The organism is Mucilaginibacter aureus (assembly GCF_053514885.1).
In genome coordinates, this window is record NZ_CP170601.1 from 2,324,820 (window position 1) to 2,350,063 (window position 25,244).

General features: G+C 43.7%; 15 protein-coding genes. 8 read left to right on the plus strand and 7 right to left on the minus strand.

All coding sequences use genetic code 11. The annotated features are described in order from the left end of the window. Positions 1-615 precede the first annotated feature (615 nt). The 7 genes from ACFGVR_RS09805 (at position 616) to ACFGVR_RS09835 (ending at position 12,252) form a co-directional block, all read left to right on the plus strand. On the plus strand, positions 616-3,801 hold the full coding sequence (locus ACFGVR_RS09805) for a SusC/RagA family TonB-linked outer membrane protein (RefSeq protein WP_448702635.1): 3,186 nt from the start codon (positions 616-618) through the stop codon (positions 3,799-3,801). Positions 3,802-3,820: 19 nt separating this feature from the next. Then, positions 3,821-5,443 (plus strand): RagB/SusD family nutrient uptake outer membrane protein, encoded by a 1,623-nt coding sequence (locus ACFGVR_RS09810; protein WP_448702636.1) that lies wholly within the window; start codon positions 3,821-3,823, stop codon positions 5,441-5,443. 10 nt (positions 5,444-5,453) lie between these two features. Then, entirely contained in the window at positions 5,454-6,185 is a 732-nt protein-coding gene (locus ACFGVR_RS09815; RefSeq protein WP_448702637.1) for a hypothetical protein, read from the plus strand. Positions 6,186-6,433: 248 nt separating this feature from the next. Beyond that, positions 6,434-8,689, plus strand: a complete 2,256-nt coding sequence (gene bglX, locus ACFGVR_RS09820) for a beta-glucosidase BglX (protein WP_448702638.1) — start codon at positions 6,434-6,436, stop codon at positions 8,687-8,689. Further along, positions 8,686-9,780: an alginate lyase family protein gene (locus tag ACFGVR_RS09825; RefSeq protein WP_448702639.1), complete on the plus strand. Its 1,095-nt coding sequence runs from the start codon at positions 8,686-8,688 to the stop codon at positions 9,778-9,780. Before bglX ends, ACFGVR_RS09825 begins: the two co-directional genes overlap by 4 nt. A gap of 95 nt (positions 9,781-9,875) precedes the next feature. Beyond that, positions 9,876-11,054 carry a glycoside hydrolase family 88 protein gene (locus ACFGVR_RS09830; RefSeq protein ID WP_448702640.1) on the plus strand — a complete coding sequence of 393 codons (1,179 nt, stop codon included), beginning with the start codon at positions 9,876-9,878 and terminating at the stop codon, positions 11,052-11,054. A gap of 22 nt (positions 11,055-11,076) precedes the next feature. Continuing rightward, entirely contained in the window at positions 11,077-12,252 is a 1,176-nt protein-coding gene (locus ACFGVR_RS09835; RefSeq protein ID WP_448702641.1) for a chondroitinase-B domain-containing protein, read from the plus strand. A gap of 41 nt (positions 12,253-12,293) precedes the next feature. On the opposite strand, the gene ACFGVR_RS09840 is transcribed toward ACFGVR_RS09835, so the two are convergent. Then, on the minus strand, positions 12,294-13,829 hold the full coding sequence (locus tag ACFGVR_RS09840) for a hypothetical protein (protein ID WP_448702642.1): 1,536 nt from the start codon (positions 13,827-13,829) through the stop codon (positions 12,294-12,296). A gap of 266 nt (positions 13,830-14,095) precedes the next feature. Between ACFGVR_RS09840 and ACFGVR_RS09845 the strand changes: the two genes are divergently transcribed. Further along, positions 14,096-14,830 carry a DNA alkylation repair protein gene (locus ACFGVR_RS09845; RefSeq protein ID WP_448702643.1) on the plus strand — a complete coding sequence of 245 codons (735 nt, stop codon included), beginning with the start codon at positions 14,096-14,098 and terminating at the stop codon, positions 14,828-14,830. Between the two features lie 297 nt (positions 14,831-15,127). Here ACFGVR_RS09845 and ACFGVR_RS09850 read toward each other — a convergent pair whose 3' ends face one another. The 6 genes from ACFGVR_RS09850 to ACFGVR_RS09875 form a co-directional block, all read right to left on the minus strand. Further along, the gene (locus ACFGVR_RS09850; RefSeq protein ID WP_448702644.1) at positions 15,128-16,546 is read right to left on the minus strand and encodes a RagB/SusD family nutrient uptake outer membrane protein; all 1,419 of its coding nucleotides are present in this window, start codon (positions 16,544-16,546) and stop codon (positions 15,128-15,130) included. Positions 16,547-16,566: 20 nt separating this feature from the next. Further along, positions 16,567-19,779, minus strand: a complete 3,213-nt coding sequence (locus ACFGVR_RS09855) for a SusC/RagA family TonB-linked outer membrane protein (RefSeq protein WP_448702645.1) — start codon at positions 19,777-19,779, stop codon at positions 16,567-16,569. 316 nt (positions 19,780-20,095) lie between these two features. After that, positions 20,096-20,968, minus strand: coding sequence for a helix-turn-helix transcriptional regulator (locus ACFGVR_RS09860; RefSeq protein ID WP_448702646.1), 873 nt, complete (start codon positions 20,966-20,968; stop codon positions 20,096-20,098). Between the two features lie 11 nt (positions 20,969-20,979). After that, positions 20,980-21,348: a VOC family protein gene (locus ACFGVR_RS09865; RefSeq protein WP_448702647.1), complete on the minus strand. Its 369-nt coding sequence runs from the start codon at positions 21,346-21,348 to the stop codon at positions 20,980-20,982. A gap of 272 nt (positions 21,349-21,620) precedes the next feature. Further along, positions 21,621-22,253, minus strand: a complete 633-nt coding sequence (locus ACFGVR_RS09870) for a response regulator (RefSeq protein WP_448702648.1) — start codon at positions 22,251-22,253, stop codon at positions 21,621-21,623. A gap of 12 nt (positions 22,254-22,265) precedes the next feature. Next, positions 22,266-25,229, minus strand: coding sequence for a ligand-binding sensor domain-containing protein (locus ACFGVR_RS09875; protein ID WP_448702649.1), 2,964 nt, complete (start codon positions 25,227-25,229; stop codon positions 22,266-22,268). Positions 25,230-25,244 lie beyond the last annotated feature (15 nt).

Sequence of the window (25,244 nt, forward strand, 5' to 3'; positions counted from 1 at the left end):
CCGGAAATACGGGTTCGCACCACTACCGGCCCGTTATCATTTTCGCAATCAACTATCCTTTGCTGTCCTGATTTTTCAAAAAAAAATCAAAAAAGTTACAAAAAAATGCATTGTGTTTTTACCGTATCGTAATTTTTTTTGCGTGCCCGTACTTTGATACGTTTTATAGATTTTTTATGCAAATACGCTGTGTAAACGCAATAAATTTAAAGCGTATCAAAAAAAATGATACGTTTTAAAAATGCTCAAAACCCACGTTTTTTTACTTGCATTTGCCATAAAATGTACTTTACATTTACAAATCGGTTAACGCAAAACCGGGTAAAAATCCGGGTAATTGCGAAGCCGACTGCGCCAATTTGGCTATATAAACCAACTGTATTTTTAATATCCGAGTGTTCTTAACCAATTAACTAATTAACCATTTTTTAAACCAAATTTCATGAAAAAAAAGATTCCCCTGGCGCGCCTGCTGCGTCTGTATGCAGCGCCGTAACCAACAAACACTAATGGATATTATAATTATTGATAAATATTAACCAAATCATATTTATCAAATAACCAGTGTCCATTTAACCAGTTAAATACCTAACGTCCTAATTAAAATTTACTAATATGGAAAGAAATTGTACTCAAAATTCTACATCCGGCAAAACATCAATATCGGCAGCAATGCGGCTGCTATTGATGATCCCCGTTTTGCTGTTGATATTTTCGGCATCCGTGTATGCCCAGGGCTCCATTAAAGTTACCGGCACTATTACCGATGGTAAAAACGAAACTGTAATTGGTGCCACAGTTAAATTAAAAGGTACCGCGGTTGGTACCGTTACCGATGTTAACGGTAAGTATACCATCAGCGTGCCTAATGCGCAAGCGGTATTAGTGATCAGTTACATTGGCCTCCTGCCTAAAGAAGAAGTAGTTGGCAGCCGCACCGTGATCAATGTTAAACTGGAAGATAACTCTACCAACCTGAGCGAGGTTATTGTAACCGGTTATGGTCAAACCGTTACTAAAAGCGACCTGGCAGGTTCAATAGGAAGTGTAAGTGCCAAGCAGATACAAGAGCGCCAGCCGCTTAGCTTAGCCGACGCGCTGGAAGGCCAGATAGCCGGTGCGCAGGTAGTTACCGATGGCGGCGACCCGCTTTCGCAAGGTAGCGTACAGGTGCGCGGCGCTTCAACCTTAAGTGGTGGCAACGGTCCGCTGTATGTGATTGATGGTGTGCTGAATGATGATGCCAGCTTCCTCAACCCACAGGATATTCAAACTATCGAAGTTTTAAAAGATGCCGCATCAGCCGCGATCTATGGTGTACGGGGTGCAAATGGCGTTATTATTATCAGCACAAAAGCCGGTAAGGATGGTAAAGTAAAGGTAACTGCTAACTATTTCCATTTATTTGGCAAGCTGGCTCACAAATTGCAAACCACGTCGCCAAGGGATATTACCTACTACCGCCGTATTGAAGGTGGGGGTGCGGGCGCCGGTGCTGCGGTTAACCCCGATTCGGTATCAGTTTTTGACAACCAGGATAATGAGTACCAGGACCTGCTTTACCGTACAGGTAATAAGGATAATATCAACCTCACTGTTAGCGGTGGTTCAAAATCAGTATTGTATTACCTGGGCTTTAACTATTATAACGATCGTTCGATCATTATCAACAGTTATGCGCAAAACTTTACAACAATTTTTAATACCGATTTCCAGGCTTCGGATAAATTTAAGATCACCAATCACATCTCTCTCGGCTATGTTACCGGTAACAGGGTTGACGTTGGCAACACGGCCAGTACCGTATTTCAACGTAATCCGTGGGTGTCGTTATATCGACCGGATGGTTCAATGGCCGGTTATGTCGAATCAAAACGTAACCCGGTGGCCTTTGCGCTGTATGCAGAAAACAACCCAACCAATTACATCATCCAGGATAATATCACAGGCAGCTATCAGTTAACAAAGGATCTTAAATTCACCACATCATTTAACGCCCGTATGGATGTTAATGGTACCGAAACCTTCATCCCATTGTCTATAACTTCAGGAGCGTTAGGGCCAAATAGTGGTTCGAGCAGTACTGAGAACAAACTGGCTTATGAGATCCAGGCTTATTTAAACTACAACAAAAAGTTTGGTAAAGATCATAGCATCACCGCCGTATTGGGTTATAGCCGTGATCACCATAAGACTAACGGTTTTAACATAGGTTTGCAAAACTATCTGAGCGAAGACGTAAGGGTATCAACAGCTGCCGATCTTTTGGCAACCAGCAACAGCACCAACACCTATGTTTCATCACTTTACGCAACCGAATCTGTTTTTGCCCGTGCACAGTACAGCTATAAAGATAAATACATTGTAAACGGTACTTTCCGCCGCGACGGTTCTTCAAGGTTCGGTCCTGTTAACCAGTTTGGTAACTTTGGCGCAGCGGGCGCGGCATGGCGTTTTTCGGCCGAGCCTTTTATGGCCTGGTCAAAAAAATGGCTTGATGATGCCAAATTGCGTTACAGCATTGGTACACTGGGTAATGATAACCTGCGTAACGACTTTTTGTACCTGAGCTTATTAAACTTCGGTGCCGGTACAGTGCCTAACAACAGCGGTTCGTACTTTGGTAACAACGGTGCTTATGTAAGTGCCAGCCTTGGTAACCCAACCCTGCACTGGGAGCAAACAGAAACACAAAACTTTGGTCTGGATCTAACCATGTTTAACGGTAGGTTAACCGTTACGCCTGAGTATTACATCAAAAAAACAAATGGTTTGCTTTCGGCACAGATATTACCCGAAGAAACCGGCCTTAAATCAGGAGCGATCAATTTAGGAAATATTAAGAATCACGGTTTTGAGTTAACAGTAAGCGGTACCCCGTTAGCGAAAAAAGATTTTTCGTGGAACATCAATGGAAACATTACCTTCCAGGATGCTGCGGTAATTACCTCGCTTGCCTCAACAGCTACTGCCATCCAGGGATCATACCTGGTTACCCAGGGCGGCCATATCGGCGATTTTTACCTGCTTAAAAATTTGGGCGTTTATCGTTATGATGTATCAAACGCTTATGATGCAGCCGGTAACAGGTTAACCCCGGTTGGTGTTAATGCCACCGGTACCACTGCAACAGGTTACCTGGAGCCAGATGGTTCTTCGTACAGCGGCACTATCAGGCAAATGACACGTAATGGCAAAGTGCTTAACGGTGGCGCTACCATTTGGCAGGATACAAACAACGACGGTGTTATTGATGAAAACGACCGCCAGGTTTTGGGTAACGGTATACCCAAAGTATTTTGGGGTATCACCAACTTCTTTAGCTACAAAGGCTTTACATTGAACGTTACGTTCAACGCGTCTTTCGGTAACAAGATCTATAATTCTATCGCTAATGGTTTGAACCTTGAGTCGTCAAACTACACGCCGCCAACGGTGGCTGCCATTTATGGCTCATGGATTCACCCTGGTGATGATGCCATCTATCCAAACCTTAACGGTGGTGTTAAAGATACTTATGGTTCTATCGCTAACGGCGAAAATAGCTTGTATCTCGAAAACGGTTCATTTATCAGGCTTACCAGCGCTAAGCTAACCTATAATCTGCCAAAAAGCTTATTGAGCAAGGCTAAAATACAAACCTTTAATGTTTACGTGTATGGTAATAACCTGGCTACCTGGACAAACTACAGCTGGTACGATCCGGAGTTTACCACGAGCAATTTCTTACAACCAGGCTTTGATAACGGTAAATATCCACGTCGCCGTGAGTTGGGTATAGGTGTAAACATCGGGTTTTAACAACAAAGATTTTAAGATTATGAAAACAAATAAAATATTAATTTTTGCATCGCTTTTTGGCCTGGCCGCAGTTGTGGGCAGCTGTAAAAAGAATATATCGCTCGAACCGCCAAGCGGGGTTGAGGTTGACAATTACTTTAAAAACGGTAAAGATATCACAGCAAGTTTGGCGGGTATTTACTCGGCTTTCCAGGAAGAAATGGAAGGTACAGGCTCGGGCTCTGACGAAGGTACCGGTGGCAGATATCACTTTTGGGGCGATGCACGTACCGAAACCTTTAGAGGCTCAACTTACGCTACTTACAGTGTTAACGAGATGGCAAACAACACCATTGAGTTTGGTAACCAGGCAACCGACTGGGCCGGCTTGTACCGGGTTATTACCCGTTGTAACCTGGGTTTGGCTCATTACCAGGATGTTTTACAAACCGATATTAACCTTACCCAAACAACAGTAAACAACTCTTTGGCCCAGGCCTATGCCATGCGTGCCGAAAGCTATTTTTACATAGTAAGGTTATGGGGTGATGCACCGGTTTGGACCGAGCCTTACACCGATATTCTTGCCTCGGGCAGCAAGCCACGCACCAAGGCTTTAACCATTATCGATTCGTTGATCCTGCCTGATCTGCAAAAGGCCTATAACCTGATTCAGAAAGGTCAAACGCCTACCGTTTGGTACATGAACGAGGCCGCCATTTGTGCCATTACTGCCGATGTATACATGTGGCGCGCAACCATTCCTACAGGTGGCGGCGGCGGCGCAACCGATTGGAACAATGCGTTAACCTGGTACAACAACCTGCTTAAAGCTAAAACGCCAACAGGTAGCGGTTACAATGGTACTACTACTGCTACAGTGCCTATCGGAGCGCTTGAAACCGGTGCCAACTGGAAGAACAACTTCCTCACGCCGGCTAACTCCGTCGAGCCGATATGGAGCATCTATTGGGATTATACGGTTAACGGTTGCGCATGTATCCCTGTTTTTGTGGGTACAAGCAATAACAGTGTACAGTTAGACCCATTTTTCCAGGCTGATTTTAAACGGTTTTATAAAACAGATGTGCGTGTATCAAAAAGTATAGATACTGTAAATACCCTTAACCACATCAACATGTTGTATAAATATTACAACTTAACACCAACCACTGCTGGTATTACGCCCGCGGCTGCCAATGCCAACTATAATGTTTACGTACCAATGTACAGGTTAGCCGATGTTTACCTTTCAATGGCCGAGGCTTACGCCGAACTGGGCAACCTGCCAAGCGCACTTACTTATTTAAACTATGTTTATCAGCGTGCAAGGTACCAGGCAACTACCCCCAATACCACAGCTATACCTCCCACAGCATATACCACTTCGGCTTCTATGATCGATGCTATCCTGAACGAATCGAAATACGAATTGTTGGGAGAAGGGAAACGTTGGTTCGTATTGGTACGTACCGGCCGTGTACACCAGATCATGGATCCTATTTTAAACTTCCGCAACGGCACAGTTACAACGGTAGGTAGTACCACAACTGTTGTGCTTGATACCAAAGGCTTTGTTGATGCGCCAAACCGTTATTACTGGCCGGTTAGTCAAAGCGCGCTCAACGCTAATAAGTTATTAAAACAAAACCCGGGATATTAATTAAATAGCCATGAAAAGAATCAAAATAATTTCAATAATAGTAATTGCATTTCTGGGTATCGGCACAATGATATCCAGCTGCTCACTGGCGGGTTTAAGTCTGCAAAAAGACTATAACCGCGCAACCGATGATACCCTTGACGCGCACGTTTACAAAACAGCCTGGGCTTATTTAAAGGGCCGCGCTTATCAAAACGCATCGCCAAGCGATACCATTTTTCGCCGTATGTACGATGGGATCATCTATTCGGGTATCGATACCAACGAATACACTAAGCCGAACCGTACCTATATTTTCCTGCAAAATACGGTAATAACCGGTCAGCTCTGGGCTAAATACAAAAATGGCACGGCTGTAGGCACCAAATGGCAAAGCTATTCAAAAGCCGATGTGAAGAACTACCTGTCGTACCTTATTTTGTTAGGTTCGTACACCCATCGTAATTTGCCGGTAACTAAAGATACCGAGATACAAACACTGGCGCCTGCAGGGGTGTATACAACCAACCCTACAACGTTTTTGGCGCCTGTGGCAAGCGGATCAGTTTATAATCCTAACCCAAATTCAACAATGAAGGTACACGTATCTAATGCCAACACGGTTACTTCGCAACTGGATTACCCAATTGTGTTGAATACAAGTGTGAATGTTAACGTGAGCGATTTGCTGGCCACCAATGGAGTGATCGATGTATTAAGCGGCAGTACCGCTGCAGTACCGTTTTTCTTCCCGGCACCGTAACAACATACTTAACATGCTGCTATAATATTATAGCAGCATGTTTTTTTACCCTAAAATAAAGATGAGCAGCATGTAAATTAAACTTAACAGTTAGCTGTTAAAGTACAATCATAACTCATCTTTTAAAAATATTTTTACTTAACTGTAATCCAAATAAATTTTAAATGGGGGATAGTATTCCCTGTTCAATTACAGTCGGCACTTTACAATGCTCAGGCAAAGCGAGGTGCGGATAAATAATACTTCACATGTTAAAAAAAAGGTTATTGGCCCTGTTTTGTTTCGTATACTTTGGCTACCCGGCTTTTGCACAAAATAAAAATAGCGCAGCCGAAATAGAAAATAAGATAGATGCCCTGATGTCGAAAATGACATTAGAGGAAAAAGTGGGCCAGTTAAACCAATATACAGGCGATCGCCTGGCAACAGGTCCGTTGTCTCCTAACAGCACTAAAACCGAAGATATTAAAGCCGGGCGTGTAGGCTCAATGCTTAATGTACGCGGTGTTAAAGATACCCGCGATGTACAGGCACTGGCGCTACAATCGCGCTTAAAGATCCCCTTATTATTTGGTTTGGATGTGATCCACGGTTACCGGACTACCTTCCCTATTCCTTTGGCCGAAGCTGCCAGCTGGGATTTGGATGCGATCCGCCTTTCGGCCCGTACCGCGGCTACCGAGGCAGCAGCATCGGGCATACACTGGACCTTTGCCCCCATGGTTGATATTTCGCGCGATGCGCGCTGGGGCCGTGTGATGGAAGGCGCAGGCGAGGATACGTATTTGGGTTCGTGCATTGCTACCGCAAGGGTAAAAGGCTTTCAGGGTGATGGGTTGGGTAATGTTGATGCGATAATGGCTTGCGTTAAACACTTTGCTGCTTATGGCGCAGGTGTTGCCGGCCGCGAATACAATGCTGTTGATATGAGCGACCGCCAGCTTTGGGAAGTTTACCTGCCTCCGTTTAAAGCCGCGCTTGATGCCGGTGCCGCTACCTTTATGAACTCGTTTAACGAACTGAACGGCATCCCGGCAACGGGCAATGCTTACCTGCAGCGCGATATTTTAAAAGGTAAATGGAATTTCCAGGGTTTTGTGGTAAGCGATTGGGGCTCTATAGGCGAAATGGTGGCTCACGGGTTTGCCAAAAATAAATCGGAAGCTGCCAGATTAGCTATAACCGCTGGCAGCGATATGGATATGGAAAGCCATAGCTATATTGATAACCTGGTTACGCTGGTAAATGATGGTAAAGTATCCATCGACCTGGTGAACGATGCCGTTAGGCGCGTGCTCCGCAAAAAATTTGAGCTGGGTTTGTTTGACGATCCTTACCGTTTTAGCGACCCTGCCCGCGAGGCCAAAGTACTGGCCGATCCGGCAAACAAAAAAGCAGCCCGCGAGGTTGCCGAAAAAAGCATCGTTTTGCTAAAAAACGAGAAGCAGCTGTTGCCGCTTTCAAAAAACATTGGCTCGATAGCCGTAATTGGTCCGCTGGCTAAATCAAACATCGATATGATGGGATTTTGGTCGGTAAAATGGGATAACGATCATTTGGTTTCGTTGTACGAGGGCCTCGAGAATAAACTATCCAAACAAACAAAACTCATTTACGCCAAAGGCTGCAACATCAACGATGAGCAGGAAACCGGTTTTGCCGAAGCTGTAAATGCTGCCAAAAACGCGGATGTGGTGGTAATGGCCGTTGGCGAAACTTATGACATGAGCGGCGAAGCCAAAAGCCGGTCGAACATACATTTGCCCGGTGGGCAGGAAAAACTGATCAAAGCTATTAAGGCTACCGGTAAACCGGTAATTGTATTGGTGATGGCGGGTCGCCCGTTGATCTTTAACTGGACGGCTAACAACGCCAACGCTATATTATATACCTGGTGGCTGGGTAGCGAGGCGGGTAACGCCATGGCCAACGTGCTTTTTGGCGATTACAACCCATCTGGTAAATTACCCATGTCGTTCCCCCGTGCCGAAGGTCAGCTGCCGCTTTATTATAACCAGAAAAACACGGGTCGCCCGCTGCTCAACGCCAGGGATGTATTGTATAAATCGGCTTACATTGACCTGCCGAATACACCGAAATTTGCATTTGGCTACGGGTTAAGCTATACCACCTTTGCGCTAACTGATCTTAAATTCAGTAAAGAAAAGATCAATCCCGGCGAAACATTAACGGTTACCTGTAATATTAAAAACACAGGCAAATATGCCGGTGCCGAGGTTGTGCAGTTGTACTTACGCGATATGGTTGCCAGTATAACCCGCCCGATAAAAGAGTTGAAAGGCTTTCAGAAAGTTTATTTAAAGCCGGGCGAAAGCAGGCAGTTAACTTTTACTATCGATAAAGAAAAAATGTCGTTTTACGACCAGGCTATGAAATGGACCACCGAGCCGGGGCAATTTAAGGTAATGATAGGCGATTCGTCCGATCATATTATACTGGAAAATAATTTTGAGCTAACCGATTCTACTTCTGCGCACTTATGAAAAAGATAGTATTACTGATAGCGTTTACCGGTTTGTTTGCTTTCGCGAAAGCACAATACGTCGGCCTTTCAAATACCGAGGTCGATCTGCTGAAGCAAACCATCAAAACTGATGCGGCTGCAAAAAAAATATACGGCTCTTTCCAGGATGCTGCCGATGCGGCCATGGGTGAAGCGCCTAATCCGATCGTTAAAATATTATCCGAAGGCCATCTGGAAGGCGATCCCGATAAGGTAGCCAGTTTAAAAGCCGTGCGCGATGCTGATAAAATTTATGCACTGGCATTGGTGTACCGTGTGGGTGGCGATAAAAAATACTTAGGCAAAGCGCAGGAATATTTGCTGGCCTGGGCAAAAACCAATCAATCAACCGGCGATCCGATAGATGAAACCAAGCTGGAAGCTTTGTTTACAGGTTACGATATGCTGCGCGACCAGGTTGAACCCGATGCCCGCAAAAGCATTGATAAATGGCTGGACAGCATTGCCGATGGTGAACTGAACAGCGACCACGCGAAGCCGGGCAAAGGCACGGCCATTAACAACTGGAACTCACACCGCATCAAGATCATTACCCTGATAGCCTATACCATCCACACCAAAAAATATGATAAGGATATCCCGAAAGAACTAATGGCTCAATTGGGTGTCGATCTGTTTCCGGATGGTACCAGTCATGATTATATAGAGCGCGATGCCTTTCACTACCATATTTATACACTTGAGCCTTTGTTAAGCGCGATCACTACGATCTATCGCGCCACCGGGAAAAATTATTTTAACGAAGAATCATACACCAAATCTTCCATTAAACGATCGGTAGATTTTATGATACCTTATGTTACCGGCCAGTTAACCCACGCCGAATTTGCCAATAGCAAATCTAAGTTCGACAGGGCACGTGCGCAAAACGGCGAGAAGGGTTACCAGGTAAAAAACTTTAACCCTAAAACAGCCGTCTACGTGTTATCGCAGGCATGCTATTTTGATAAAAGTTATTTACCTGTTGTAAAACAACTGTCGGATGGAAATACCAACGATAACTGGCAATTACTATTGAATAAAATAAAACAGCCCACAGGGCCTAAATAATTAAGCACGCACAGGCGCTAAGTTGCAAAGAAACACTTAGCGCCTTCGCGGTTTTACGAGATGCTTACCATTAACAACTATAATAAATAATAACCATGCGCACCCGGAATTACCTTTTAGCCACCGCAACCTGCTTAGCTACCATCTTATCAGCCTCGGCTCAAAAAGTTGACGTAAAAAAACAATTTGAAAACGCGGCCAATCAAACAACTTATATGCTGAGCCAGATACCAACAGCCGATACCGCCGGCAACAAGGTTTCGCCGCGTACGTTTGAGAACGGTAAGTTTAAACTGGTAAAATCGAGCGATTGGACAAGCGGTTTCTTCCCCGGCGAGTTATGGTTTTTATACGACTACACCCACGATCAAAAATGGAAAAACGAAGCCGAGAAATACACCGCTAAAATTGAAAAAGAACAGTATAACAAAGGCACGCACGACCTGGGTTTTATGATCAATTGCAGCGTAGGCAATGCTTACCGTGCAACTAACAACGAAGCCTATAAAAAGGTATTGATACAAGCTGCCAAATCGCTAAGTACCCGTTTTAATCCAAAAACAGGCGTTATCCGCTCGTGGGACCATAATGCCGACCAATGGAAAAACCCAGTGATCATTGATAACATGATGAATTTGGAATTGTTATTTAAAGCCACCCGTTTAACCGGCGATTCATCGTTTTATAAGATCGCGATATCGCATGCCGATCATACGATGAAGAACCACTTCCGTGCCGACTATAGCTCGTACCATGTGGTTGATTACGACCCTGAAACCGGTGCCGTGCTCAAAAAGCAAACCCACCAGGGTTACGCCGACGAGTCGGCATGGGCACGTGGGCAGGCCTGGGGTCTATATGGCTATACCATGTGCTATCGCGAAACGCACAATAAAAAATACCTGGAGCAGGCGCAGCATATCGCTAAATTTATCTTCAGCAATCCAACCATGCCTAAAGACCTGGTGCCTTACTGGGATTACAGTGATCCGCAGATCCCAAATGTATCGCGCGATGCATCGGCTGCAGCCATTACTGCTTCGGCATTATACGAGCTGGCAGGTTACAGCAAAGGCAATGATTACAAACAAAAAGCCGATAAGATATTAAGCAGCCTCAGCAGTAACGCCTACTTATCGCCTGTAGGGCAAAACGCAGGCTTTATTTTGCTGCACAGCACCGGGCACCGCCCGGCCAAAAGCGAAATTGATGTACCGATCAATTACGCCGACTACTATTACTTAGAGGCTTTACTGCGCAGCACCAAACGTTAAAACCTGATAAACCAAACAGACTATGAAAAGCATTTTTTTGACCGGTTTGATAATAGCCACCACTGTAAGTACGGCATTTTGTAAGGATTATGTTGTGCACAACCAGCAACAATTTGACGCCGCCACCGCACAGGTAAAACCCGGCGACGCCATTGTTATTGCCGAAGGCACGTACAGCAACCTGTCGCTGAATGTTGCAGTATCGGGTACCGAAAAGCAGCCCATTACCATTAAGGCGGAAGCCAAAGATAAGGTAACCTTTACCCAGGATGTTTACACCCATATTTTCAACATTACGGGCAACAATATTGTGCTGGACGGCTTTACTTTTAAAGGCTGTAACCTGTTTAAAAAAGATGGTACAAATGCTGTGCTGATAGAGTTTTTTAATACCAAAAACTGCCGTCTTACCAATTGTTTTTTTACTCAAAATACCGCGAAAACGCAGTTTATGCCTATTGTGGTGATATCGGGTTATGGTGAACATAACCAGGTAGACCATTGCAGTTTTATTAGCGATGTAGATAACATGGAGGTGCAGGTAAAGGTTACCAAACAAGATTGTCCTAAATATACCCTGATCGAGAAAAACACTTTTAAAGATAAACCCAAAGTTACCTGGCCCATTTATAACGGCGGCGAGTGCGTGCAGATAGGGCAGGACCCGATCTTATTAGGTAATATGATACCTAACGCCACCGTGCAAAATAATACCTTTATCCATTGTGATGGTGAGCCAGAGGTGATCAGCAACAAAAGCACGGGTAACAAATACCTTAATAATTATTTTGAAGATTGCCAGGGCGAGCTGGTGATGCGCGGCGGGCATGATTGCCTGGTTGATGGTAATACCTTTAAAGGAGGCATCGGCGGTATCCGTGTAAACGGTACCGGACACACTATTACCAATAACAGCATCAGCGGTATCCAAACCGCTATCCGGTTAATGTACGGAATGGCTAAAGGTAAAGATGTGACAGGTTTTTACATCGCGGCAAGCGGCTGCACGGTTAAAAACAATAAAATAACCAATGCAGAGGTAGGTATTTTAGTTGGCGATAGTAAAAACAAGGACTGGGCCGGTAAGTTTGATGTAAACCGCTATCCATCGCGCACCATGCAGGATGTTGCCCCTTTTGATAACCAGTTTAGTGGTAATACCTTTACCAATACTGCGAAGACGATTGTTTACAATTAAATAAAAAGGCCGGGGTTTATGCCCCGGCCTTTTTATTTAATCTATTTCCCCGCATGCCTGGCATTCAACTGCGCCATGTACAACGATTGCGGCTGTAAGCCATCTTTATCACGACCTTCCCATTCGCCGGCCCAGCGGTCCTTAAAATGTCCGGCATCTTCGGTGCCGTGGAAGCCGATACAATAATTGGTGCCGCTAACCCATGGTTTTTGTACAGCCGCTTTTTTGGCCGTACAATTCCACAGTATTTGTGTAACGCCGCTCCAACCGTGTCCGCTGCCCATATAGCCGCGGTCCTGCACATTAATTTCGCCATCGGTTACTATGTTATCATATAACGTACCCGACGACCAGCGATGGTGCGGACCAATATCGGCATGCTCGTTTTTGGCGGTGCTGTTGTAAAATACGTTTGGACCACAAACACGTGCACCGGTAACATAATCGTGGCGGCCGTCTTCGGCATGGCAGTTCATAAACAGGTTGAGCTGGCCGGTGTTGTTAAATGAGTAGCGGCGGCCACCGGTGATCTGCGACTTGGCATCAACGCATTTGCTTTCGGTTACGGTAATGTTGCGGGTACCGCCCTCCAAACTAACGCAGGCATAACCATAATATCGTGCCGTTACGTTACGTACCCAGCCATTGGCCACATCTTTAAAACCAACAGCTATCCAGCCGTGGTTCTCATCCGTATCGTTTGCGTATTCCGATTCGAAATAAATACGTTCCACACCAACCTCTTGTATGCGGGTATCAAAAGTGTATTTATACAAGGCGCCGCCACCGTATTTGGTTTCCAGTTGCATCACCACCGGGTTATCAATAAATACCTTGTTGCCTTCAATTTTAGTGATCACGCGTTCGTAGTGCATGTCGTATTCGCCTGGTTGCCATTGTTTGGTACCCTGACGCTCTACTATCTGGTCCATCTTCAGATCGTGTATCCAGTTTTGGGGGCTGGGACGGAACAGGATAACTTTATCGCCAACCTTAAAACCGGCTGCCGATTCGACGTTGAACGATTTGGTACCTACGGGTACAAAGCTGTCGGTAATTTTTACCCGTGAGCCGTTCACTTCCCGAATCGAACCCGTGCCTTCTACATTAAGAAAAGTGCGCTGGCCGGTGCCTGCTGCTATAACCCGCGTGCCATTTTTATCGTCGCCTTCACCACGTAAAATAACACCATCGGCTTTAACAAAAAGCTGCCCGGCAACTTTATAAGTGCCTTTTTTTAGCAGCAAAGTACCACGGAAGCCATTGGCATCGGGTGTACGTTTAGATACTTCGTCGATAGCATTCTGTATCAACTGGCCCGCGTCGCCATCTTTTGGCGCATCGATGGTTTTTACAACCGGTACATCGGGTATGGCTATATCGTTCTGGTGATAACCCACCAGGCTAAAATCGGGCAGGGTAGCACCATCCTTGTCGGGGTGGTAGGTGAGGGAACCATCACCGTTAAGGGTAACAAATTTTGATTGCCAGCCATCTTTTTCGGCAGTATGGAAGGCGGTAATGGTTAAGGCTGCAATGCCTAATACGGCAAGGCGTTTAATAGCAGATAATGTCATGGTATACTAAGGGGTTCAAATTAGATGTTTAAAGATAGACCTTAGACTGTAGCGTTACAATTTGGTTAGGCACGGGCATGTATGCCGGTACCCGGTTTTCAATAGCATTACCTAATGTGCTTTATTGCGATAAATGCCTTTAACGATCAGATAAAGCAGTTTTTGATGATCTTAAAGTGAGGCTCAGGATAACTTTGGTGTAAATAACGCTTAATGTTTAGCATAAATGGGATAGTAGTTTTTTTAGCTGCAAATCATTTATCTTTATGTCAACAATCAGCAAAAGAGCCATGCCAACAGTAGATGAAATTATGGACGACCTGCGAGCCAACGGGAGCGACAGTGTTAAAAAGATATGGTTGAAACACGGTATACTGGAGCCGTTTTTTGGTGTGAAGATAGAGCACCTGAAAAAGATACAGAAAACAGTAAAAAAGAACTACGAACTGGCGAAAGGTTTGTATGCTACGGGTAACGCCGATGCCATGTACCTTGCGGGATTGATCACCGATGATGACCGGATGACCAAAGCCGACCTACAGGGGTGGGTTAATGTAGCATTATCAAATAATATTAATGAGTATACGGTACCCTGGGTAGCATCGCAGGGTAAATATGGTTACGAGTTAGCTTTGGAATGGATAGACGCTGCCGAACCACACATTATGGCGGCAGGCTGGTCGACGTTGAGTTGCCATGTTGCCCTTACGGCAGATGAGAAATTGGATATCCCGCACATTAAAAGCCTGCTGGAGCGGATAGAAAGAACTATCCACACGGCACCTAACCGGGTAAGGCAAAAAATGAATGGGTTTGTGATAGCTGTTGGTAGTTACGTAGTGTCGTTAAGCGATGAAGCTATAGCAATAGCAAAAAGAATAGGGGTGGTAACGGTTGATATGAACGGCACCGCGTGTAAAGTGCCCGACGCGATTGAGTATATTATGAAGGTGAAAAACAAAAACGGTATAGGCAAAAAGAAAAAAGAAGTAAAGTGTTAACCGCTATAAACCTCTTTAAAAAAAGAAAAAGCCAGCTGCCTCGCGCAACTGACTTTCTTAATCTATTAACTTAACTGTTCCAATTAATTTCCGAAATGAAAAAACTTGGTAATTCAAAAATAGAATTCAAAGCACATTGCTGATAGGCGAAAGTCACCAATAGTGCCGATGTTGAAGCATTTGCAGATATGTTGTTGTTTTACAGCGCATTAAGCCGGTGTTTAATTTAACAATATATCATAAAAAAAGCTGCACCTTTAAAAGGGTGCAGCTTTTTTTTATTAAGCGTTATCTTAATTAATAGCCCGGGTTTTGAACCAGGTTCGGATTTTTATCAGTGTCGTATTTAGGAATAGCTAAAACAACATAGTTAGATCCGTATGCCTGGGCGGTAGCTGCACCATGTGCAGGTATACCACGGCCGGTACGTAAAAAGTCAAATTCTGCCTGGCCCTCAAAGGCAAGCTCAATTCTTCTTTCGGTTAAAATTGCAGCGATCTGATCGGCCTTGGTAACAGGAGCAATGGCCGAAGCCTGTGATCTTGCCCTAACCTCGTTAACCAGAGATGTAGCAACCGGATCAGCAACGGCGGTAGCATTCAGGTTAGCTAAAGCTTCTGCTTTGATCAGCAAAATTTCGGCATACCTTAACACCGGAACCCAATCGTTAGTGTTTAAGTATTTGTTGCTGTAATAAGCCGTACCTGAAGGAAGAACCAGGTTTTTATAACGAAGATCTTTGGTTATATCCATTAACCCGATAAAATCAGAGCTTAACTGGATATCGCCGCGTTTGGTAGGATTGTAGTGCTGGCCCAGTGCATTATTGGTGTTGGGGTTATCGGCACCATTCATCGCCACCGAAAATATGCTTTCGCGGGTGGTAAAGGTACGGAAAGCAGTTAACGGGTCGTTATTTAATACATAGTTATCAGGTGCGGCAGTGTTGATGATCTTATCGGCATAAGTGTTAGCTTTGGCATAATCACCTTTATAAAGGTATAAACGTGCCAATAAACCCCTGGCGGCACCTTTGGTTGCCCTTGCCACGTTAGAGAAAGCCGGGTCGCCGTAGTTAAGCGGTAATTTAGCTTCTGCATCTAACAGATCAGCTTCCATTTGGTTGTACACTGCTGCTACGGTAGCTCTTGGTACAGCGTTCGATGGATCAAAGGGCGAGCTTGAGCTGGTTAATACCAACGGTACCCCAGGGTGTGTTGCACCGGCAGTAAAGTTATAAGGCTGAGCCCACATGTTAACTAAATAAAAGTAACATAACGAGCGTATAAATTTGGCCTCGCCGGTGTACTGATCTATTTTAGCTGCAGGAACGCCGCTGGCACCTGCTACGTTGGCTAAAAACAAGTTGGCTTCACCAATGGTACGGTAAGCGCCCGCCCAGGCCTGGCCAGTATAAGTCTCGCTTGCTGTTTCGTTTACAAATGTTGGCAGCGGGGCAAAATAGGATGGCGGGTTCATATCAATACCGCGGCAATCCACATAAATTAATACGCGGCCACCAAAAAAGTTTAAATTTTGCAATTGATCATACATACCAACTGATGCTTTTTCAGCCCTGTCGGCACTTGCAAAAGCCGAGCTCGGAGACAAACTATTTACCGGATCCTGGAAAAGCTGTTTACGGCATGAGCTCGTAATGAAGGCGAACGCGGCCGTTAATGCCAGTGTGCCAATTTTATATTTATTCAATTTCATTTTTCTTGTATTTAATGTTATTAAAATGAAGCGTTTACAGCCAGCGTAAATGTGCGCGGTTGCGGAACAGCACGGTTATCATAACCTGTAGCTATGTTGGTGTTGTTCCGGTTGCTGTTAACTTCAGGATCTATGCCGCTGTATTTGGTGATAGTAAACACGTTATATAGCTGGGCCGATAACCTGATATTTGAAAACCCGATTTGCTTGATCAGATCAGGGTTAAACCTGTAACCTAAGGCCAAAGTTCTTAAACGGGCATAGTTGCCGCTTTCTAAAAACCGTGTAGATGCCTGGTTAGCTGTTTGGTCGATACTGTTTAAGCGTGGGATATCTGTGACCTGACCGGGAGTTGTCCACCTGTTCAATATCCTTGCATCGTTATTTTGAAACTGGTTGGTTAACAAGCCTGATAAGGTGCTGTTATAAATGTAGTTACCACCAGAGTAAACAAATGAGAAATTAAGATCAAATTGTTTATAAGTAAGGGTATTATCAAAACCACCATACCATGTAGGTGTACCGGTTTTACCTTCCTGATAGTACTGATCTGCCGCAGTTAGGTTAGTTGTTGCCGTGCCATCCAATAATTGATAACCCTGGGTAACCTGGTTAAACTCTTTAATGGTACCGTTAGCGGTATACCACATTGGATATCCGTTTTTAGGATCAACACCGGCCCAATTGTACATTTTATAAGTACCCAAAGGGCGGCCAACGCTGGCAACAGTATTAGCCGAGGTTATATCGGTGTTACCTGTAACAGCTACCAGATCGGTAACTTTATTGGTTACGTGTGTGTAGTTGAAAGACGAGGTCCAGGTAAAGTCCTTATTTTTGATGTTAACTGTGTTGATGGTTGCTTCGAAACCACGGTTATACATCGACCCAATGTTTGTAGTGATAGATGAGTTGGGTACACCTACTGTATATAACACTGGTGCCGCAAGTATTAAACCGCCAACATTATTATTAAAGTAATCAAAATCGATGTTAATACGGCTGTTTAAAACGCTCATGTTAAAGCCGATATCTGTTTTGGTTTGCGTTTCCCAACGTAAATCGGCATTGCCTAACTGGCTGCTCGAAAATCCGTTTAAGTTGGCATATAAACCACCTGCGTATAAGGTACGAGCAGCATAAGCACCAACCCCGGCCTGATTACCGGTTTTACCAACGCTACCTCTTATTTTTAGGTAGTTAATGTATTTGTTGTTTTTCAGGAAGCTTTCTTCAGATACGATCCAGCCTAACGAAAGGCTTGGGAATTTACCCCACCTGTAGTTTGTACCAAAGCCAGAGTAAGCATCTTCACGAAACGAAGCTTCAACCGAGTACCTGTCGTTAAAGGTATAACCTAAACGTGCGAAATATGATTCGATGCCCCACTTAGTAAGATTACCATCAGAAGAAAGATCGATAAGGGCAGAGCCCGGAGGCGCGCCAGAATAAGCATTTGTAATGATATTGGTAAAGAACGGATCGGCAAAGTTTTCGGCCGAAGCGTAGGTGAACCTGCTGTCATTGTACTGGTATTCGCCACCACCGGTAAATGTTACCCTATGCAGGCCGAATGTACGATCGAATGATAAATAGTTTTGCCAGTTCCACTGGGTTTTGGTGATGTATTGATCTTGCACCAGGCCATTATATGATGAACCTAAACCCGAAACAGCAGGGTTGCCGTACTGGTCTTCAAAATCTTTTTGCAGATCAACACCAAAGCGTGTAGTTAAAGTTAAACCCCTGATCGGTTTAATATCCAGGTAAGCATTGCCTAAAATTTCTTCAGGAGTCAGCTGGTTTCTGTTTAACACGGCAGCAGCCAACGGGTTGCTTATTTTGTTACCAATAAGGTATTGTGTTGCAGCACCGGTTGCCGTAGTTTTTACATATAACTTGTTATTACCTAAACCTAAAAAGCCAACGCCACCTTCCTGAGCTGTAGCTGCACTGGTAAGGTTGTAACCACCTTGTCCGGCGGTTCCGTTTGGATTGTAAGCCGCAACAGTTGGAAACGCGTTATAACCCGAAATTGCTAAACCGGCAAGGTAGGCATCGGTTAACACACCGTCGTTTTGTGCATGCGAGTATGATAAATTAACGCCGCCATGAACATATTTGTTAGGGCTGGCCTCAACATTTAACCTTACCTGTGCGGTGCGCAGCCTGTTACCAAACAGGATACCATTTTGATCGGCATAACGAACTGAACCGAAAAAGCTGGTTTTTTCGGTACCGCCCGAAGCAGAGATTGAGTTATCGCTTTGGAAACCGGTTTTATAGATCAGTTTCATCCAGTCGGTACGGTCTGGCTGCCCATCACCATCAACATCGCTGTTAACAGCAACAGGGCCGTTAAATGGCCAGCGGTTTTGTACTTTTTCGTTGTTGATGGTATTAAAATCATCGCCGTTTAATAAGTTAGGCCTTTTTGACGGAGTTGCCCAGCTGCTTCTTGAATCGAAAGAGATCTTTGATGTACCGGCTTTACCTTTTTTGGTAGTGATGATAACCACACCATTTGCGCCGCGCGAACCATAGATGGCAGTTGCACCGGCATCCTTTAAAACATCGATAGATTCGATATCGCTTGGATTGATCAATGCGAGCGGATCAAAACGGGTACCGTTACCGCCATTAAATGTGCTCAGGTTATCGCCGGCGGTCATAGGTACACCATCAATAACATATAAAGGGTAGTTAGCTGACGAGATAGAGTTGGTGCCGCGGATACGGATGCTCACACCATCGGCAAGCGTACCGCCCGAGCTTGATACCTGCACACCTGCAATTTTGCCGCTCAATGCTTTTTCAAAGTTTTCAACAGGCTGTTCAGATACTTTAGTACCGGCAATGTGGCCTATTGAGCCGGTAAGCTCGCGTACTGTTTTGGTACCGTAACCTACCACAACAACTTCGCCCAGCGTTTTAGAATCTGTAGATAAAGTGATATTAAATGTGGTTTTTGTACCAATGGTTACAGTTTGGCTTGAATAGCCCAGGTAGCTAAAAGTTAACGATTTGGCCGTTTCGGGCGCATTAATTTTAAATTGGCCTTGTGCATCGGTTTGTGTGCCGATGGAAGTACCCTGTACTTTAACAGATACACCTGGTAAGGTTTGGCCGTCATCGGCTCCTGTTACTTTACCGGTAAGTGTTCTGCTTTGCGCAGACGCGCCTTTTGTGGCTATTGCAAAAAGCAATAGTAGCATAAGTAATTTTTGTTTCATGTTATTTTTATTGAGGTTAAAATCAGCCTTGAAGAAGGCTTTACATTATCTGTATATCAATTGAGTGTTGATTGCAGAATTTACGGCGGAGACTTAATAATAAGTACATACTTGTTCATGACGTCAGTTATATGTGAGATTACAAAACCGTAATATTAACAAATCACGCCTCGGTGCAATATGCGGAAATCACCTACTTGGTGATTTAGGCATATTTATGACATTAAATAGATGAGTTATCAGTGTGCCGGAGAGTTTAAATGGCAGGTAACAGCGGCATATCACGCAATTTTGTTACCTGCCATTGTATATTTAATTAGGCAACGGCTTGCCTGTATTTTTGAGGGGTAACGGCATATTTGTTTTTAAAAAGCCTGATGAATGAACTTGGGCATTCAAACCCTACCATGCATACAATTTCGTTGATACTGTAGGGAGTAGTTTTAAGTATGAAGCGGGCACGCTGTAAGCGCAGTTGTATTAAAAACTGATGCGGAGATATGTTAAATGCCTGTTTAAATGTACGCAAAAGGTGATTGACGGATAAACATGCATGGTGGCCCAGTTCTTCGAGCGCGATGTTTTTATTATAATTACTGTACATGAAATCTTTGGCCAGATTGAGTCTTTTTAATATCTCAACACGGGTGCTCTTGTTGGTAAAATTTAATTTATCGGCTTTGTCATATACTTCCTGAGTGCATACTTTATGATAGTTAATAAGGCAATGGTGTAAATATTCGTTTATCAGCAGTTCATCCTGTAAGCCATTGTCAAGGTGATGTTTTAAATGCTGTATGTTAAACCGCATATCGCCTGCAAAAGGATAAATGGTTTCGTTAAAATCAATATTAAAATCGCCGGCAGGGTGGTGGGGCGAGTCTAATAATTTAGTTGCAGAAGAACTGTAAGCATTGCGAAAATCGTGTAAAAAGCCCTCGTCAAATGTAATTGAAAACGACTCGACCGGCATATCCGAATCAATTTTGCTGGTATAAAGGGTGCCTTTGTTCAGCATTAAAAATGAGTCGGGATAAATACACAGTTCGCGCCGGTTAACCTGGTATAATTCATTACCGCTCAGCGCAAATTTTAAACTAAAATCGTTACTGCACTGCGTTTGAAGACGATGTGCACGGGTTTCGCTCAAAATTTTATTATTGTTTTTTAAGGTTCTTTGGTAATCCATCGCATCAAATTTTACAGTTCATCATAATTTCTTTCTTCCAGCAAAATGTACTCGTTGCCATAGTTATCGTTAAACTCGGCACATAAACCTGTATCGAGGTATTGAGGCTGGTTTTTAAAATCAATACCCTGGGTTTTTAAATGATGATAATCTTTAAGGCAGTCTTCGGTATTTAAAATAACCCGGGTTTTAAAGCCGGTTTTACTTTTATCGGCAACCAGGTTAAAATATTGATCGGTATCGCTGATGCGGATAGGTACCTCATCGCCCTGCTGATCAGATGTATCATTGCCGGCCGGAGTAAAACCGAGTTTTTTAGTAAAAAAATCTACGGCTTCGCCCATGTCTTTCACAAAAATCGTTACGTGTTTTATTTTCATAGATGTACAGAAACAACCATTTAACAGGTTAAAACTTGTTATTAAATAATAAATTAGTTTTGGTCAGTTATTGGGCGGATCTGTGACAGATGGTTACAATAGCTACGGCTTTTTGTACGCTTCAAAGGTAAACTAAATGTATAGGTAGCGGTATCACCCGCTTAGGGGGATTTTTGCATATAATGGATAATGGCTATTTGAGATAGGCGATTATCACTATTTTTTAATAACTGCGAAAGTTTTTACAGATCGTGGCGCTTTTAAACCGCTGCTTATATCAGCCTGTTATCGCGCGCGGTTTTAATAGCGTCGGCACGCGAATTAACATCAAGTTTAATGTAGATATTTTTAATGTGGCTGCGTACGGTTTCGAGATCTATAAATAAATCGTTAGCTATTTGTGTGCGGCTCTTACCGTTACAGATCAATTCTAATATCTGGGTTTCGCGTTTTGAAAGGGGGGAGTTTTGATTGCGCTGAAACGAGTTGATCACCACACGGGCAATATTAACGCTCATGGGGCCGCCGCCCTGTTTTACTTCTTTAATAGATTCGATGATCTTGGTTGCGGGTGTATTTTTTGTTAAATAACCCGATGCACCGTTTGATAAGGCGTCAAATATCAGTTTTTCGGATTCGTATACCGTTAATATTAATATATGCACCAATGGCAGCATCTTTTTGAGCCTGGGGATGGCTTCTATACCGTTGGTACCCGGTAATTCAATATCCAGCAGAATAACTTCGGGAGCATCTGCTACAATTTTTTTTACTGCGTCGTCAAATGAGGGATAGGTACTGATAACTTCATAGCCCTCGCTCTGGTCGATCAAAAATGCATATCCTTCACGAATGACCTGGTCATCTTCAATAATTACTATCCTGATACTGTCGCTGTTATCCATGGTGTTGTGACGTCAATTTTTTTTTAATTTAAGTGTTAAAATAACCGTAGTGCCTGTATTAAGATGCGATCGTATCGTAATCTGGCCATCAATACGTGCGGCCCTGTTTTTTATATTGTTTATACCATGTCCTACGGCTGTGGTATCGGCATCAAAACCCTTTCCGTTATCAGTGAGCAAAATGCGCATCTCATTATTTTTAATTTCGCTAACTGTTAAATGTACCCGGCTTGCACCCGAATGCTTCATTATATTATTTAAAAGTTCTTTGTATATCAGCGTCATGTTACGGCAATACTCCAAAGGCAATTTGATACGGTTAAAAGAGGTGTCAATCTCATCAATTTCAAAAGTTATAGGGGTATCATGAAAAAACTCGATACCAAATAGCTTAATGTGCGTTAATATTTCGTATAAATTATCGCTTTTAGGATCTAACGCCCATAAAATATCTTTAGTACCATTATAAAGCGCTTCGGCATTTTGTTTTATCTGGTCAACCAGCTTTTTCTCTTCGGTTTCGCTTTTATTAAGTTTGGCAGCCAGTATATCAGATAAGACGGTGATACGTGTTAATTTGTTGCCAAGGTCATCATGAAAATCTTCGGCGGTTTGCTTCCTTATCTTTTGTTTTTCTTCACGTTTGATGTTGTCGACGATACGTACGGCCCGTAGCTTGCGCCTATGCATGTAGGTTTGCATCAATATGCCCAGCAAAACAAATGACAGCAACGATAACAGCGTAAATATCCAGGTTTGGTAAAATGGAGGTACAATTTCGAATGCAAACTGCGCTGTATTGCCTGATTGCAGGCCGGTTGAGGTAAGGGCCTTTACCTGAAAGGTATATTTACCGGGCGGCAGCGAAGGGTAATCAACAACGGTGTTTTTTATAGGTGCACAAAAATTATCATCATGGCCCGTTAGTTTGTACTGATACGATACATCGCGCGGGTTTTTTAAATAAACGCCCAAAAACGATATGGCCAGGTGATTTTGATTATAAGGAATGCGGGCTCCCTGCGTATCGGCCATGGACCTGATATGATCGCGCGTGAACAGGTTTACGGATTGGATGATAATATGCGGGCTTGAACTGTGCATTGGTGGTTTGGCCGCATTGTAGATGATCAGTCCTTTGGTGGTGCCCATCCAGATCTTATCATCAAAATAGAGTACCGAATTTTCGTTAGCCTCGGCAATAATTTCTTTTGAATTGCCGCTGCCTACAATTGAAAAATCAAATCCGTTTGGTAAGGGTACAATACGGTTTATGCCCCGGCCCGTACCGGCCCAGATAATACCGCTTTTATCGGCAACTAAATTATAGATGGCATTTGAGTTGAAGCCGTTTTTTACGTTGTAATTTTTGATGCTCCCGGTTGTGGTATCCCAAACAAATAAACCCCAATCGCCGGTGCCGAACATCACTTTGTTATGATATTTGATCATACACAGTATATTCGACGATTCTAATACACCAATTTTAAAACCGGGTACCAGTTTTTTATTTAAAAGAAGTTTGACCCCATTTTGCGTACCTACTAATACGGAGTCTTTGCCGAGTGCCAGTAATGAGGTTGTAAAACCATTAAAATCATCAACGTGCCTGAGGGCATTATTACTGTAATAAAAACAGCCATAAGGCGATGCCATCCATATCGTGCCTTCGTTATCCTGTGTTAACGCATTGGCAATACGTTCGTCGCTTGCGGGCACCATGGTATAACTATAGCCATTGTACTTCCACAAACCACCTAATGAGCTCCCTATCCAAATGTTATTGCTCCTGTCGGTATAGATACATTGTACTTTTTTAACATTAAAATTTTTAGTGGGCAGATCAATATTTTTAAACTGTTTACCATCAAATTGCATCACGCCGCTGCCATCGGTAGCCAGCCATATCCGGTTTTGCTTATCGAGGGTTAAACCCATAATGGTTTGCGCGCTGCTTATGCCTTGCGACTGATCAAAAACGATATAAGTATTACCCTCGTATTTATAAATACCGCCGCCCCAGCTTGCAAACCATAAATTGCCATCGTTATCACAATAAATATTGGGTATGGCAGCATCGGTAAGGCCGTTTTGGGAGGTAAAATGGATGAGCTGTTTGTTTTTTACGCGATAAACACCGCTTGACGATCCGATCCAGAGATCGCCACGGGCATCCTGTTCAACACAAAGCAGGGCGGTTTTAGTTTGATTAAGTTCGGCGTCGGGGTACGGATTTATGCCAGCGCCGGTGTATACATACAGTTTGTTGTTGGCTATAAAATAAGCCTTGGCATGGTTTAGCTTGTCAAACAGTATCCACCGGATAACCAGGTTTTTGTATTCGCCCTCGAGCGGGATGATATTTGCCCAGGTATTGCCATTTAAAAAATAAAGCCCTTTTTGAAAAACACTGGCACACAAAACACCCGAGCGGTTTACGGTGATATAGGTTAAACTAAAATCGGCAGCGCCGGTAATTGTTACCTTTTGTAACGTGTTGCCGGTTACCTTAAACAGTTTACCCTCCATCATCAGCCAAATGGTGCCGGCACCATCTTCTACAATATTGGTTACCCAACTATGCTTAATACCTGCAGGAATGGGGTAATTGGTTAACTTTTTTTTGCAATAGCAGGCAAGGCCCATGTGTGTGCCAAACCATACCCGGTTTTCGCGATCGCATAAAACGGTGTATACAAAGTTGTTTAACAGGCCGTTTTCTTTAGAAAATGCTGTAAAATCTTTACCGTCAAACCGGCAGGCCCCACCAAGTGTACCCATCCATAAACGGTGCGATGGATCCTGACTTAGGGTATTTACCTGCGATTGTATCAGGCCGTCTTCAATATCATAATGTGTAAACGTGTATTTTTGAGCAAGGGCCTTAAAAGTGGAGCAACAAAAAAGGCATACTGCTACCAATAACAGTTTAATTATACCATGTACAGTTAAGTTACTTTTAAGTTGTGCGAACATATATTAACAACAGGC